Origin of the sequence: Winogradskyella rapida (genome assembly GCF_042675845.1) — a bacterium.
GTDB classification, from domain to species: Bacteria; Bacteroidota; Bacteroidia; order Flavobacteriales; family Flavobacteriaceae; genus Winogradskyella; species Winogradskyella rapida.
In genome coordinates this window covers 438,183-453,006 of sequence record NZ_JBHTKM010000017.1, presented here as the reverse complement: position 1 = coordinate 453,006, position 14,824 = coordinate 438,183, and the positions used below count along the sequence as shown (strand labels likewise).

At 34.3% G+C, this 14,824-nt stretch carries 17 protein-coding genes; 13 read left to right on the top strand and 4 right to left on the bottom strand.

The annotated features are described in order from the left end of the window. The first annotated feature begins 16 nt into the window (after window positions 1–16). The 13 genes from ACFQ13_RS05780 (at window position 17) to ACFQ13_RS05720 (ending at window position 11,808) form a co-directional block, all read left to right on the top strand. Window positions 17–922, top strand: coding sequence for a DUF6892 domain-containing protein (locus ACFQ13_RS05780; RefSeq protein WP_386115067.1), 906 nt, complete (start codon window positions 17–19; stop codon window positions 920–922). Between the two features lie 172 nt (window positions 923–1,094). Next, complete coding sequence (locus ACFQ13_RS05775) at window positions 1,095–2,927, top strand: tetratricopeptide repeat-containing sensor histidine kinase (protein WP_386115065.1); 1,833 nt, start codon at window positions 1,095–1,097, stop codon at window positions 2,925–2,927. A gap of 15 nt (window positions 2,928–2,942) precedes the next feature. Continuing rightward, the gene (locus ACFQ13_RS05770) at window positions 2,943–3,695 is read left to right on the top strand and encodes a LytR/AlgR family response regulator transcription factor (protein ID WP_386115063.1); all 753 of its coding nucleotides are present in this window, start codon (window positions 2,943–2,945) and stop codon (window positions 3,693–3,695) included. Window positions 3,696–3,882: 187 nt separating this feature from the next. Then, a complete protein-coding gene (locus ACFQ13_RS05765; protein ID WP_386115061.1) occupies window positions 3,883–4,518 on the top strand; it encodes a hypothetical protein in 636 nt (211 codons plus the stop codon). Between the two features lie 225 nt (window positions 4,519–4,743). Continuing rightward, window positions 4,744–5,391 carry a hypothetical protein gene (locus tag ACFQ13_RS05760; protein ID WP_386115059.1) on the top strand — a complete coding sequence of 216 codons (648 nt, stop codon included), beginning with the start codon at window positions 4,744–4,746 and terminating at the stop codon, window positions 5,389–5,391. A 53-nt stretch (window positions 5,392–5,444) separates the two neighbouring features. Beyond that, window positions 5,445–6,701: a hypothetical protein gene (locus ACFQ13_RS05755; protein WP_386115056.1), complete on the top strand. Its 1,257-nt coding sequence runs from the start codon at window positions 5,445–5,447 to the stop codon at window positions 6,699–6,701. Between the two features lie 151 nt (window positions 6,702–6,852). Then, a complete protein-coding gene (locus ACFQ13_RS05750) occupies window positions 6,853–7,989 on the top strand; it encodes a hypothetical protein (protein WP_386115053.1) in 1,137 nt (378 codons plus the stop codon). Window positions 7,990–8,080: 91 nt separating this feature from the next. Continuing rightward, entirely contained in the window at window positions 8,081–8,830 is a 750-nt protein-coding gene (locus ACFQ13_RS05745) for a DUF1963 domain-containing protein (RefSeq protein ID WP_386115050.1), read from the top strand. Window positions 8,831–8,840: 10 nt separating this feature from the next. After that, window positions 8,841–9,266, top strand: coding sequence for a DUF2262 domain-containing protein (locus ACFQ13_RS05740; RefSeq protein ID WP_386115048.1), 426 nt, complete (start codon window positions 8,841–8,843; stop codon window positions 9,264–9,266). A gap of 11 nt (window positions 9,267–9,277) precedes the next feature. Beyond that, window positions 9,278–9,985, top strand: a complete 708-nt coding sequence (locus ACFQ13_RS05735) for a DUF1963 domain-containing protein (protein ID WP_386115046.1) — start codon at window positions 9,278–9,280, stop codon at window positions 9,983–9,985. Window positions 9,986–10,053: 68 nt separating this feature from the next. Beyond that, window positions 10,054–10,809 (top strand): DUF2314 domain-containing protein, encoded by a 756-nt coding sequence (locus ACFQ13_RS05730; RefSeq protein WP_386115044.1) that lies wholly within the window; start codon window positions 10,054–10,056, stop codon window positions 10,807–10,809. Between the two features lie 37 nt (window positions 10,810–10,846). After that, window positions 10,847–11,356: an endonuclease V gene (locus ACFQ13_RS05725; protein WP_386115043.1), complete on the top strand. Its 510-nt coding sequence runs from the start codon at window positions 10,847–10,849 to the stop codon at window positions 11,354–11,356. Window positions 11,357–11,376: 20 nt separating this feature from the next. Then, the gene (locus ACFQ13_RS05720) at window positions 11,377–11,808 is read left to right on the top strand and encodes a hypothetical protein (RefSeq protein WP_386115041.1); all 432 of its coding nucleotides are present in this window, start codon (window positions 11,377–11,379) and stop codon (window positions 11,806–11,808) included. A gap of 83 nt (window positions 11,809–11,891) precedes the next feature. Here ACFQ13_RS05720 and ACFQ13_RS05715 read toward each other — a convergent pair whose 3' ends face one another. From ACFQ13_RS05715 to ACFQ13_RS05700, 4 genes are all read right to left on the bottom strand, one after another. Beyond that, window positions 11,892–12,662, bottom strand: a complete 771-nt coding sequence (locus ACFQ13_RS05715; protein ID WP_386115038.1) for a hypothetical protein — start codon at window positions 12,660–12,662, stop codon at window positions 11,892–11,894. A 52-nt stretch (window positions 12,663–12,714) separates the two neighbouring features. Continuing rightward, complete coding sequence (locus tag ACFQ13_RS05710) at window positions 12,715–13,089, bottom strand: hypothetical protein (RefSeq protein ID WP_386115036.1); 375 nt, start codon at window positions 13,087–13,089, stop codon at window positions 12,715–12,717. Window positions 13,090–13,316: 227 nt separating this feature from the next. Continuing rightward, on the bottom strand, window positions 13,317–13,952 hold the full coding sequence (locus ACFQ13_RS05705) for a hypothetical protein (protein WP_386115034.1): 636 nt from the start codon (window positions 13,950–13,952) through the stop codon (window positions 13,317–13,319). 181 nt (window positions 13,953–14,133) lie between these two features. Next, entirely contained in the window at window positions 14,134–14,748 is a 615-nt protein-coding gene (locus ACFQ13_RS05700; protein WP_386115033.1) for a DUF1444 family protein, read from the bottom strand. Window positions 14,749–14,824: the final 76 nt, after the last annotated feature.

Below are 14,824 nucleotides of genomic sequence, written 5' to 3'. Positions count from 1 at the left end.
GTATAAAACCGAAATTATGATTGCATTACATTTATCGTCTAAAGGATTCCAAATAAATTCAGAAACCATCACTTTTCCAGTCTCGTTAACACAGTTAAAAACGTGTTTGAATGAAAATTACAGAACTACAGAAGGAAAAAAGACAACCGTTTTCACTTGGGATGATTTAGGACTATTAGCCTATTCTAAAGATGGAGAAATGGCATATTCGATCACTGTAGCTTTAGAATTAGAGGATTATGAATTTAGTCCGAAGCAAACTTTCGGAGGTATATTTTATTTTAACAATCAAGATATTGTACGGTACTATAAGTCGCATAAACAGCAGCACGTTAAATTATTTAAAGGAGATAGAAGTGGTGCATTGGTGGTCAATGACATTAGTGCTTGGTTTTCTGTAAGAAGCGAAAAAATTGAGGCTATTGAAATTAGTGACTACACGCCTTACGTACGTGGAGCGGACATTCCTAAAGATAAATACAACATAAAACCGTTAGATGAAGAAGTCCTGACGTTTGTAGATTTTGGATTTAAATTATCTATAATTGAAGAGCTGATGTATATGAAAGGGCTTATGAAACCTGTATTTGATTTATATGAATTTGCAGATTGGTATAAAGCTCGAGACATTGATATTGATGAAGAAGGCTACGAACCAATAGCTGAAGTCACGCAATATTTTAAAGACCTACCTATACCAAAACGCTTAGCTTCTGAAATCACCGATTTTTACCAAGATGGCGGCAACGATATTTATATGAATTTATGCCCGTTCTCAGGTGGCGATGTAGAGTATTGGGATATTAAAACCGCTATAGATGCCAAGCAATTTCCTAACTTAAAAAAAGTAACTTTGTGTTATGCTACCGATGAAGCTTATAAGGAGTTTGAACAGATGGGGATTGAAGCGGAGTGGTTGTAAGACCTTTTTTATCCCTGAAATGAGGCTTGGCTTTTCTTTGCAGGTGTACTTGATGAAAATTGAAATCCCAAGTTCACGGGTATCGTATTTTATAGATTAATTAAGTTATGGAACAGGGGGAATTCAAAGAAGATAATATTCACTTTATACATAAAGAATGGTTTTAGATAGGATGAGGTATTTTTTCCTGCTATGGTTTGTAGTCCTATGTGGTAAGTCTCATGTGTACGCACAAAACAATCCTAAAGATATCGCTAAGCTTTTAGAGCGCTCTAAAACGTTGGCACAAACGCAAATTGACAGTTCCTTTCTGTACGTCGATAAGGCTTTGAAAATTGCAACGACTCTAGAAAACGACACCTTATTAGCTCAAGGGCGTTTACAAAAAAGTGGACTGTATATATTAAAGAACGACTTTTCAAAATCGGAAGCGCTTCTTCAGAAAATGATGGCAGCTCCTTTGGCTAACCGTTTTAAAGGTTTAGCGTTACATAACTTAGGAACGATTCAGTATTACAAACAAAATTTTGAAGCTGCTTTAAGTTTGTTTATGCAAGCTGCAGAACTTTTAGAGCAAACGGAAAATCCTCAAAAATTAGTGAGTACGTACTCTAATATTGGGACCATAAATGCGACCTTAAAAAATTTAAAAAATGCTCAGGTTTATTTTGAAAGAGCCTTAGAGTTAAGTGACTTTAATACCGGTATAAAGCTTCAAGTATTGGTGAACTTATCGAGTGTTTATTACAGTAAGAAGGAATATTCAAAATACCTAAAACGCATATTTGAAGCCGAAGAATTGGCCTTAGAACTTCAGGCGACTAAAGTGTTAGCCACCATTTATACCAATTTGTCCTTATACTATTCTACAGAGGCTAAGGATTATACTAAGGCAATCTATTATGGTGAAAAAGCGCTCCGTTTAAAAAAAGCATCCAACAAGATTAATACGCTAAGTAAAACCTATAATAATATTGGTTATGCTTACTTAGAGAAAAAAGAATTTTCAACGGCGATACGATATTTAGATAGTGCGCTTGTGGGGGCGGAAATTAATTTAAAGCCTCATATCTATAACAGTTTAAAAGCGTCGCATCAAGGTTTACAGCAGAATGAAAAGGCTTTGTATTATGCCGATTTAAAAGACGAGATAAAGGATTCTATTGTAGAGGCCCATCAAAAGGAAAAGGTAGCGGAACTCACAGAAAAATATGAATCTGAAAAAAAAGCGCAGCGTATTACCGTATTGGACACAGAAAACAAATTACAAGCTCTTACCATTGCGCAACAACATAATCTGTTATTGGCCTTGGGATTATTTGCGGTTCTGATTGCTGTATTGGGCTATTTTGGGTTTAAAAATTACAAAATGAAGCAACAGCTGGATAAAGTTTTGTTACAGCAACGCTTAAGAAAAACACAGTTAAATCCTCATTTTCTATTTAATGCCTTGCAAAGTATTCAAAATTTTATTCAGCAAAATGATAAAGAAAAATCTAAAACCTATCTTACGAGTTATGCAAAATTAATTCGGCTTGTTTTAGAAAAGTCAGATGAGGATTTTATTAGTGTTGAAGATGATAAAATGGCTCTAGAGTCTTACCTTAATTTACAATTACTGAATTACAATAAGGCCTTTACTTACAGTATTGAAGTTGCAGACTCCGTTACCGAGGATTTTGATTTGCTGCCTACATTAATAACACAACCTTTTGTTGAAAATGCGATTTTACACGGTTTAAACTCAGATCATGAAGGGCATATTGTGATAGCTTACTATAAAAAGGAGAATGTTTTATATGTCTCTATATCAGATAATGGTAAAGGGTTTGAGGTAAAAGAGGATGAGGCCAGACGCTTACATAAATCCATGAGTATGGCCATTATTCGTGAGCAACTAAAAAATCTTAATCGAAGCTCAAAGGGTTTTAAAGGGACTATTTCGGTGAACTCAGGTACGCAAGGAACAAAGGTGATTTTAAGTTTTAAGACCATTGAAATATAGTATCTTTGTGGTCTTATGCAACAACAAATTTCTTGTTTTATAGTAGAGGACGATCCGCAAGCTTTGGCTTATGCTTCAACCATTTTAGAAGCTTATGACAATATTAATATCATCGGAAATGCCAAAACTATTGTAGAGGCGGCTAGTGCGATACAATTAAAACAGCCCGATTTTATAATTTTGGATGTGTTTCTAGAAGATGGCAATGCTTTTGAATTCCTCGCCTTGTTTAAGTCCATTGATTTTAAAATTATTTTTACCACCTCTTATTCTAAATTCGCCATAGAGGCGTTTAAGTTTAGCGCAATAGATTATCTGTTGAAACCTTATGAAGAAACGGCCTTAATAACAGCTATCGATAAAGTTTTTAAAGCCTTATCTAAAACTAATTACCAACGTCAGCTACAAGCGTTAATGCATAATGTTTCTGAACAAACGACTTCAAAAAAACTGGTTTTAAAAACTGCTGAAGCCATTCATATCGTAGAGCTTAAGGATATTTTATTTGCCCAATCGGATAATAACTACACCTCATTTTTACTCAAAGATGAAAGTCGAATTTTAGTCTCTAAACCACTGAAGTCTTTTGATGAAAAATTAAAGAACGATCATTTCTTTCGTGTGCATCAGAGTTTTCTTATTAACTTAAATTACATTTCATCTTATCACAAGCGTAGAGAAGAAGTTGTTTTAGATGGAAACCATGCGATTCCTGTGTCTCAAAGTCGAAAAAAAAGTTTGTTGGACTATATCGATGCTTTGGTCTAATTGAATTCTCTCTCAAGTAAGGCATTTCCTAAATACTTACCGTCAAATTCTTATACAAGCCTATAATAATATGATATAGGGTTAAATTTGCGCTCTAAAATAAATTTAATTGATGATCGATTTTAAAACCATAACCAAAGCTGTCACATTAATAACCTTGTGTGTGTTATTACATTCATGTTATGCTGTGAAAACATCCGATGAATTTTATGACATTAAAACTTCAGAATTAAATACGCTATACCTTATTGATATTTCAGGAAGTATGGAAGGTATTGATGAAGGTTCTGTTGAAGATCAGGTGATGAGAGAAGTTGGAAATACAGCAGGAAGCAAAGTTAGTAAAGCTATCGGTGGAAAAATAGGGAGCATATTAGGGAAGCAAGTGACTAAAGAGGCTACCAAGTTAGGGGCTGTTAAACGTAATTTAATACCGGCAATTAAAGGTTTGCCAGATGGTAAAAAGTTTTTAGTTTTTGCGTTTAATAACTCAGTTACAAAACAAGCTAATGCGTTTAAGGTTGCAGATAATATGGCGCGAACATCAGCTAATTTATTTGTAAAGAACTTAACGGCTCAAGGCGGGACTGATACCTTACAAGGCTTGCTTCAGGCTATTGCTACGGAAGACGTTCAGGAAATTGTTTTAATGAGTGATGGCTTGCCTAATGACAATCCAAATACGGTATTAGAGGAAGTTAAAAAAAGAAATACAAATGATGTTATTATTCATACCATTGCTTTCGGGGAAGATGCAGACTTAAATTTTATGCAAACTTTGGCTGAAGAGAATAATGGAACGTTTATTACGTCTAAAATGTAAGGAATAACGGGGATTAATTGGCATAGAAAGATAAGGGGTTTCTAATGCTGGGTTTTACTAGTTTGATTTAAAAAACACGCTATTTTTTAGCGTGTTTTTTTGTGCGTTTTAGGGCCTTAATTGTCTAAGGCAAATATTCACGATTTATAATTATCACTAGATTCAGTGATAAAAAGCATCACGTTCAGCTCTAATTTTGTCATGTAAAATAAAACAAGCAATATTATGGGATTAGCAATTACGAGCGGCATTTTAGCAGACTTTATAGAAAACGAACCAGAAGGTTATCAGGCTTATAAAGTGATTTTTGAAAATATCAATAGCATCTTAGCCAAAAATAATATAGAACCACACCAAGAACCAGAAACTTTAGATCGAGCCCCTTTACATTCAGGAGGATTTTCTTATGTATTTTTGCATTTTTTAAGACGTTTTGCAGCGCACGCTTGGGACAACAGAGATAATGAAAACTGGGATTGGACGCCAACACCATTTCCTATTGATGACGAACCTGGACAAGACCCTATTTTAGAAGAGCATTATTCGTACATGTCTAGTCATCTTTTAACCCATTCTGATTCTGAAGGGTTTTATCTTCCTGTAGAATTACCTGAGGTTCTTTTTGATAACGACGAGCATCCTGTTCCTGGGGCGATGATTGGATCTTCTTATGATTTGTTGAGAGAATTAAAAAGCTTAACCAAGTACTTAGATATTCAGTTGAATGAAGACGATATCATCTCTAATTTGTCGGAAATCAATCAAAAAATACAAGATAAAGGTGATTTTTGGGTAGAAACCTTGGTTTGTGCTACACTTTTAGATGCTGCTAAATTTAGCCTTATCAACAAAACAGCCATCTTATTTCACTAAGCCCACTATTAAAATAACGCCACATTAGTTTCACTATTTCAACATCATAACCAATGGAAATAACAAATAAAGATATACAACAGATTAAAGACGAATGGAATCAACAGGGCCGTAAATACGCTTCTGATGTCAATGCCATGGTTGAATTTGGTGAAACTAAAGGTTGGGAAAACTGGAAAGGCGAAGAACCTAAGGATGATAGAGGGCATTTAGCAGAAGTGGTTTTTCAAGGGTTAAAAGCGGCCAATGCGCATAATACAGTTACGCAATTTAGAGCAGATTTTCCGCCTGCGCACACGCCTTTAGTTGAGCTAATGAAAGAAAAAGGGCAAAGTATTATGCAGTTGCAATTTATAGACGCGCAGAAAATTGTATTCGTATCCGGTACAGCCTATGAGCAACGACAGGCTTACATCCTTAATAATAAGGACATTTTAGAGCTTGATGCGTCTATCGCTGCGGTAGGAAAATCGAAACAAAATAATGTGTTCGCCATTGCAGCAAATAACAGCATTAGTACCACACAAGGTTGGGAAGGCCCTATTATTGCAACCTTTCCTCTTGATAAAGCCAAGGATATTGGAATTACAGAATTAATTCCTTTTAACGACGGACTTAAAGTGCTATTGGTATCTTCAGACGGCATTTATATTATATCTAACACCGATGAAACTATGATTCACCCATTACCCGACCCTGAAGACGAGGAGTGGGAACCTTATATAGATATGGAAAATGCAACGCTTTCTAATGACAATACATATATTGTGGTGGGCGACCAAGCTTATGACCATAGAGTTTTAGATCGTGATGGTCATGAAATTACAGAAATAGGAACCCAATCTGCTTATCCCGATTTCTGTATGTTCTCTAAAGACGATAAACAGTTAATCACCAATTCGTGTCACTTTTATAACGGGATCACTATTGGCGTGGCTACTTCCGATTTTGAAAACATTAATATTCCGGCTTATGAAGGCGGTGAAGATTGTATCACTATTGAAGATGGAATGCGCGTGTATTGTGGCGTTTCAACGTCAGACTACTATATTTTAGGAGACGCTTTTGGCTATATCAAAGCTGTTGATACTAAAGGAAATTCTATTTGGCGACACTTTTTAGGATCTACAATTACAGGCATTGCTATTTCTGACGACGAAAAAACCTTATGGGTTGGTGCGGCATCTGGTATGCTTCATAAATTACAATTAAATCAAGGCGTAAGAGATGACCACACTATTGGTACCGCTAATCATTACGAAGACTTTCGTATGGTTTTCTGGAAAGACGAGCCGATTTTAACCTGGTAATCCAAGCTAGAGCTTCAACTTTAAGGAGCGCATAACGCATAAATCTTACACATAAAATACTATTCAGCTTGCTCTAAAAAAGAGTAGGCTAGGGGAGCGCTAGCTCTAAATATACCTGAAATAAATTATCATTTAAGTAAAACCAATTACCATGAAACATCAATTATACGTCTTCGTTCTTTTATGCATTACCTTATCATCATGCAGTCAGAAAACTTATACCCGCTTATTACAAGAGCAAACGATAACGACTTCTGAAGAGACCCCTTATTTTTTGCCAAAACATGTCTTAAAATTAGAGTTGACCTATACGTTAAATGAGCCTAGAGTGCTAAAAAATGGTATAGACCTCGCCTTGACTTCAAGCTCTACTAAAATTACTATCGAAGATCCTATCATAGTCACTCCAATTTTAGTGGCGGATACCTCAAAGACATTTATAGCTTCAGGTAAGGCTTTACCCGAGTCTGTCTTTTATAATGCAGATGAAAAGACTAACGGTCAAGAAAAAATATTACGAATTCCTTCAACAAAAATGAAAGCTTATAATGGATTGCCTTCAGCCTCTTTAACGGATTCTAGTATTGAGGTTGAAGCGTATTCGGCAGTGTTGGAACTAATGGAGAATATTGATAAAATCAGCAATAAAGATGAAGCCGATATGGCCTTAAAACTAATTTCTTTTTACAAGAGTCAGTTTACATTACTCAATGAAAATTTTAAGCCTTACTTAAAAAAATCAAAACTAAAATACACGGTTATTATAGATCCTACAGCACTTTATTCTGAAGAAGGACGTTGGTCTAATATTGAAGGGAACAAAATGTATCATACCATTTTTCCAAAGCATATTTTTAAGGGGAAAGGGAATTTAAATGAGCAATTAACTTTTGAATTTTCACAGCCAGAGCCTTCGGGAATGTCACAATTTATAAATCAGCAGCCTATAGAAGGAATTGTTTATCGTACGCCTGCTGAGGCCAATTTTAAATTTGCTGTTGAAACGGTATTTGAAGAATCTCGAGACCTTGAATTGGCACAATTTGGAGCCTCTAAAACCATTTCCATAAAAGCCTTAGAAAAAGGAGAAGACATGCCGGTGGTGTTATTTAAATCTGAAGATGTAGAAAAAAACAGAAGTTTTGAAGCAAAGGTTGAAGCCGTAGATTTTGATTCGGAAAAAATTATGGAGATCTCTCAAGAAGAAATTAAACGTGAATATGAAGAGAAACTAAAATTTATCGATTTACTTATTAAAAAGGTCCAAGCCCGTAAAGCCGAATTGTAAAGTGTAGAGATTCTAATATCACTGAAAACCGTGACTTAAAAACCTAAGCAAAACAGCATCTTTGTAATGTACCACGATTAAAAATAACTTTATGGACAAAGCTAAGTTTGAAGAGATAGTTAAAATTGAAAAATACGATTTATATAAAAAAGAAGCCTATCTAAGATCTGTAAGTTTACCCTCTATCAAAATAGTAGGAGAAAACCGAAGCAAAGAAAATGTAGGTTTAAGTAAACAAGGAGGCTATCCAGAAGTACCTGAAGATTTTGAATGGCCTAAACACGAGTTTGGTGATTATCGTTTTGCATTACAAATTAATTTAAGTGAAATTAAATTTGAAACGCCACTACCAAAAACAGGGATGTTAAGTTTTTTTATCGCTAATGACGATGATAAAAACGTGTTTTTCGGAGCTAAAGATTATGCAAAAGTCTATTATTTTGAAGAAGGTACACCGTTAAAGACCTATGTAAACCCTAATTTAAATTACTTCTATGTAGACCACTGTATACGCATTGATTTGCAAGAAAATGTAGATATTCCTTATAGAGAAGAGTTGTATAAATACAAGGGGTTAAATAAAAGGCAACTAGATTACGTATGTAGTAAAGTACCAGATATGGTGAGCAAAAAAACATATAGCTATTTATTTGGATATCCGTATTACAACACTTTAGGCTACGATCCTCGTAAAACGGATGAATGGACGTCTTTACTTACGTTACGATGGAATAATGTTTTTTCTTGGGACTGGGATATGGATGAGTTTCTAATGTTTTTTATTGAAAAAGACAAACTCGCCAAAGGTGACTTCTCTAACATTAGAACCGATTTAGGATAATATTACAAGTATGAAAATATCAAAAGATACGCTCACAAAAGATCCGAGAACCAACGATTGTTATCGAGCAACTATTTTATCTGGACAGCAGAAAATCAATATCAGTCTAAATTTAGATGAAATCTCTTTAGATGAAATGATGGCTTTAGGAAATTCATTTTTAGAGGACTTTGAGAATAAGGAGAAAAAAGCAACCGATGAAATCGTGAGTGCGTTTCACGAAAATTACAATGAAAACTGGGCAGATGAAGAGAATGGTTATCCTGTATTAAACGCGGAAGAATTCAGACAGAAGCTAACAATAACGGCTATTAATTTTTATGCAAAAGACTTGATAGACGTCATTTATACCGAAGATGGAATGTTTGGGAATCATTATTTAATTGCGCAATCTTATGACGGTGAAAATTTTGTCGATACCACGATGTTTGGATAAATAGTGAAAAAATGACTGTAGAAGAGCTAAAAAATAAAATATCTAAACCGGTTACTAAATTTACGACTGGTGGTTTTAGACCGAAAAACACGATAGATGAAAGTTGGATTGGTAATGTCTTTGCGTATCACGAAGATGAAGAGATTCCGTTAGATAAAAACGGAAATCAGATGTTTCCGTTGGCGCAATTTTACTTACCTAATTTGCCTTACGTTCATCCAAGTCTTAAGTATACGAAACTCATCACTGTTTTTGTTTCCGCAGAATGGCCAGAGTGTTTTGAAGAGATGGGAGACCATTGGCTCCTTAGAGAATATGACAGTCTAGAAAACATAAAAATTAAAAATTTAGAAACTCCTAATGCGGTTATAAAGCCTTTTCCGCTACAAGCCGAATTAGACAACAATGATTTTCCGTTGTGGGATGGTGGTGGTTTATCTCTAGAAGATACAGACGAAATTTTAAAATTAGAAGATGAAGGCATTATTGACGATTATTTTGATATTACCGACCACATCTACTACCATAAAATAGGCGGTTATCCTTCTTTTTGCCAATCTGGAATTGGTGATGCAGAGGGGTTTGGTAAAGGTTTTCAGTTTGTGTTTCAAATTATGTCAGATTACAAGGCGAATTTCAACGTGGTTGATGGTGGTAGTTTAATGTTCGCCAAAAATAACGACACCAAAAAGTGGAGTTTGTATTATGATTTTTATTAAAAAAACTAATGTATTTCGGATGAAAATCCAATGCTGAAAATATATCTAATTTAAAATATTAAAAAACTATGAGTCAAGATAACAATATCGTTTTTGCCGAACAAAATCAAAAAATGAAAGCGGCTTATCGTAAAGCACAAGACACGTTTAACTATTTCTGGAGAGAAATGTATTGGGAAGCAAAAAGAGTTGTTCCTGCGCACGATTTAGCATTGGTAAAAATTCCTTTTCAACAAATGGCAGAAGGTGATGACCAACCTACTGTAGAACATATGTGGATTAGCGAAATCGCTTTTGATGGGGAACATATTACAGGTGTTTTAATGAATTCACCTAACCTATTAACCAATGTTGCTGAAGGTGATACCGTAACTAGAAAAGTTTCTGAAATATCAGATTGGATGCTAGCCATAGACCGTAAAACGTATGGCGGTTACACCATTCAGGTTTTACGTTCAGATATGACAGAAGACGCCAGAAAGCAACACGATGATGCTTGGGGATTAGATTTTGGAGACCCTAACAATATTCTAGTAGCTTATCAGCAGGAAGAACATGAAGAAAATCTTATTGAGCATCCAATGAGTAAAGTGATGGAACAACCGGCTAGAGATTACTTTGAAGGAAATCTAGATGTGGTTAAAGTTGCAGATGAAAATGGCGTGACGCGATTACACACAGAAACTATTGCGGGTAACAAAATCGCTGTGGAGATTTTATTAGAATTGGGTGCCGATAAAAATGCAAAAAGCAATACCGGAAAAACAGCCTTAAATTATGCGACTGCTTTGAATTGGGAGCATATTATTCCGGTTTTAGGTTAGTTCTAATTTTGAAATGTCATCCTTAAACTAATACTCTATGATACTCGCTTTTGATACTTATTATTACGACGGAAAAGCCAAAACCATTGCGGTAAGCTTTAACGATTGGGAAGACGAAGCTCCAACGCAAATTTACACCGATATTATTGAAGGTGTAGCACCGTACGAACCAGGTTCCTTTTATAAACGCGAATTGCCGTGTATTTTAAGTTTACTAAAACAAGTGAATTTAAATGAGGTAGAATTAATTATTGTAGATGGATATGTGATTCTAGAAGAAAAACACTTGGGTTTAGGTGGCTATTTGTACCAAGCTTTAGACCATAAAATTCCGATTGTAGGTATTGCAAAATCTGAGTTTGTGTCTAAAACAGCGGTGTTTAAAGAAGTGTTTCGTGGCGAAAGTAAAAAACCATTATATGTCACGGCTATTGGCACAGATAGAGATGAGGTTTTTAAAGCCATAGAACGTATGCACGGTAAATACCGAATGCCAACATTACTACAGATTGTAGATACTAAAACAAAAGAAAATACTAAGAACTAATACTTTTAAAAGTTACAACTATGAATGAAAATTTAATTATAACCTCGGTAGATGAACTAAAACCAATGTTTAGAAAAAATTACAGGGAGTTTATTGCAGAAAAACCAAGGACTGTAATTTTTGAGGAAGAAGAATTTACCTTGTACAATTTTGAAAAGATGATGGAACGCACCAACATAGATGGAATGGAAGTTAGCCGTATTTACGCATTACATCCGTATGTTAAAACGTTAAGTGAATTTATGAACCCGACATTTAAAGATTTAGACGGGTACAGGTGGAGTTTAGAAAAATTAGCTTTAGGTAAAGCTATTGGTGCTAATTCTGAAGGTGATTTATTGTTTTTTGGTTGCTATGATAATACTAAAGTACATTTATTTCGTCACGATGATGGTAGTATAAAGAGAACTAAATTAACCTTGTTTGAAATTATAAAACAATTTTCTGAGTAAATTTTAGGTGCTTAGCATAAATAATAAAAAAAAACCAATTATAAATTTTATAATTGGGCTTTTTAGTTTTTTTATAATTGAAATTATTCGGTATATCTTAAAAATAAATGGTTTTTATTTTTAATGATGTCTGCTAATTTTTCAAATTCTGATTCGGTGGTGTTATACAATTTTGCTAAGTCAATTACCAATGCTTTTAATTCATTGTCTTTTAAGGGTTCATTTCTAATAAATCCTAAAAAGGAAGCGCCTATGCCAAAAAGTTCAAGATTATAGGTTTCAAATAGATGTTTTGATAGCGCGTAATTTTCAAAAGGACTGAAGTCGGCATCAAAATATCCATTCGGAAAGCCAGTAAGTCCTTCGTATGGCTTTTCAACAGGAAGAATTTTCAAGATAATCTGTTGGTCTAAAAAAGCTAATGGAGATTCATTAATGTTTTCTAAATCTAAAACATCGTCTTCAGCATTGTCTATGCCTTTTTCACAAACCGTTTTAAAATCGATCCCTTTTGTTTGTTTCAAAAAGTTTTCTCGGATAATAAAATATTCTGATGGTGTAGAAAGATGCCCCAAATGCTCGTTATCTTCATCATAGCACGCTTCATCTAGTCCAGATAAATCATAACCGTCTGTATCTAGCAGAGAATTGTAATCACAAGCGTGACCACTGGTATATTCAGCTTGACCTAAATCATCAAGGGTTAAAATTACAGTCTTGTCAGGATGATTTTGTTTATAAGTTTGATAAACGTCCATAAGTTCCTCGTACGACTTTATGTTTTCGATTAAGAAACTCTCAAATAATCTTTCTTGGTAAGGCTCCCGAGTTTTAATTAATTTTTCTATGTTCATAGTGTTGTTTTGGACGATTGGTGGTTATAAGGTCTATAAATGTAATGAACTATTAAGCCGACATACGGTTAATCGCTTCCATGCGTTTTAAAATAATTGGCACAAACAAAGCGAATTTGGCATTAAATTCTTCTTGAGTTTTGGAGGTGTTGAGGTTGGTGCCCATAGTCATCCAAGTATTGAATAACGCATCTTCTGTACTAGCCTCATCAGTGTCAATATTTAAGGCTTTTATTAATTTGAAGTTTTCGTCTTCACTATAAAAACCAGAGGTTCTTACAATTTCAAAAATGAGTTCAAAAATGCTTCGGGTATCTAAAAGCTCACTGATTTTTATTTCGGTTTCTTTTTGGGTACTTATAGCCTCAAAAATGTCTACCATTAAATTTTGTACTCTACCGTTAATGCTGAAGTCTAGATTTTTCAATTTTTAGTTTTTTAAATATGTATCGTTCGCTATTTACAACCAACGAGATAAAGAGATATAAGTGGCAGTAATTTGTTATACTTATAATGCTACACCTTATAGATTTACTACAAAATTAAAGAAGCATATAGTTTTTTTTATCCCTGTATTCAGCTATTTAAATATTTAGTAGTTTAGCTGATAATTTAAAATTGATACAGAAAATAGTAACAAGATTTAGCTATTTTTTATTCATTTCTTGTTATACTATCTAAGGCGATATGGCCTGTAATTCGGCCTGCTTTCATCGTAAAAAGAATATTGGCGATGGGCGCATTGCCATAACTATCGTCTTCCCAAGCATCTTTGTGTAAGCTTAAAAATGCGCCGAGTAGTTTTTCGTTAGCATTTCTAGAAATGACCATCATACACGTTCGTCTTGGTATAGAAACCAATATTTCTTCGGCTTCTAACATCGCGTGTGCTTTTAACATATGTGCTTCAGAAAGAATACGTTCACTTGAAAAATCGTGTCCGCTAGAGGTTAGAACCTTATTTTGAAGGACTTTAGAATAGGTGAATTCAGTTTCATAATTTCTTAAATTTCTAAATGCTTCATCTGCAAGGTCTTTACTATCCATAGTTCCCAAATGTTGCTGCGTTAAAAACACAAAATTATCTGGTGTATTGATACCGTATGCAATAACAACCTTTGGTCCGGCATCCGTATTTATTAAATTATAACTTAACGCTCCAGCTTTTAGTCCAACCCAATTTCCTGGTTTTAAAATAGGAAAGATTTTTTGATCACTATTTTTAGTTTGCTCTATTATTTTTTCTATTTCTTCTGTTGTTTTTTCTGGTCCCTGAAGTGTACTGCTCATGGTGTTGTGTGTTTATTTATTAATACAAAATTAGAATAGCAATCGTTGATTTCTATCACGGGATTCAGCTATTTCGAATTGTCATAAATTAGTTATTAGACTTGATTATATAAACTTGGACGTATAAAAAAGCATTCTTAATGATAAGAATGCTTTTTTTATAAGTCTTTACTTATTTAAATTATAATGGAATATGGCCTACAATGTTACCATCTTTTACAATAAAAAATGAATTTGTGATAGGGGCGTTTCCATAACTATCATCTTCCCAAGTATAGTTGTGTAAATACGCAAACTTATTAATGGTATCTTCATCTGCTTGTCTTGAAATAATAGTCATACACGTTCTTCTTGGGATAGAGACTAATAATTCTTCCGCATCCAACATTTCATGTGCTTTTAGCATATGTGTTCTAGAAAGAATGGTTTCACTAGAAAAATCGTTTCCGTTAGCACCAACTGCTTTATTGTCTAGAGCACCAACAAATTCTAATCCTGTATCAATGTTTGCTAAATTTGTAAAGGCTTCTTGGGTAATTTGCTTAGCATCCATAGTTTCTAAATGCTGTTTAGTTAAAAACACAAAGTTATCTGGCGTATCCATACCGTAACCAATCACGACTTCTGCGCCATCTTCAGACGGAATTAAAGTTGAACTCAAAGCGCCTGCTTTTAATCCAACCCAGTCTCCAGGTTTTAAAATAGGGTAAATCTTTTTATCGCTATTTTCAGTTTGTTCTACTATTTTAGCTATTTCTTCAGGTGTTTTTTCTGGTCCGTGAATGGTATTACTCATAATATTATTTGTTTTTTATTTATTTCAAAATTAGCGCAACACTTGTTTGTTTTAATCACGGTATTCAGCCATTTGA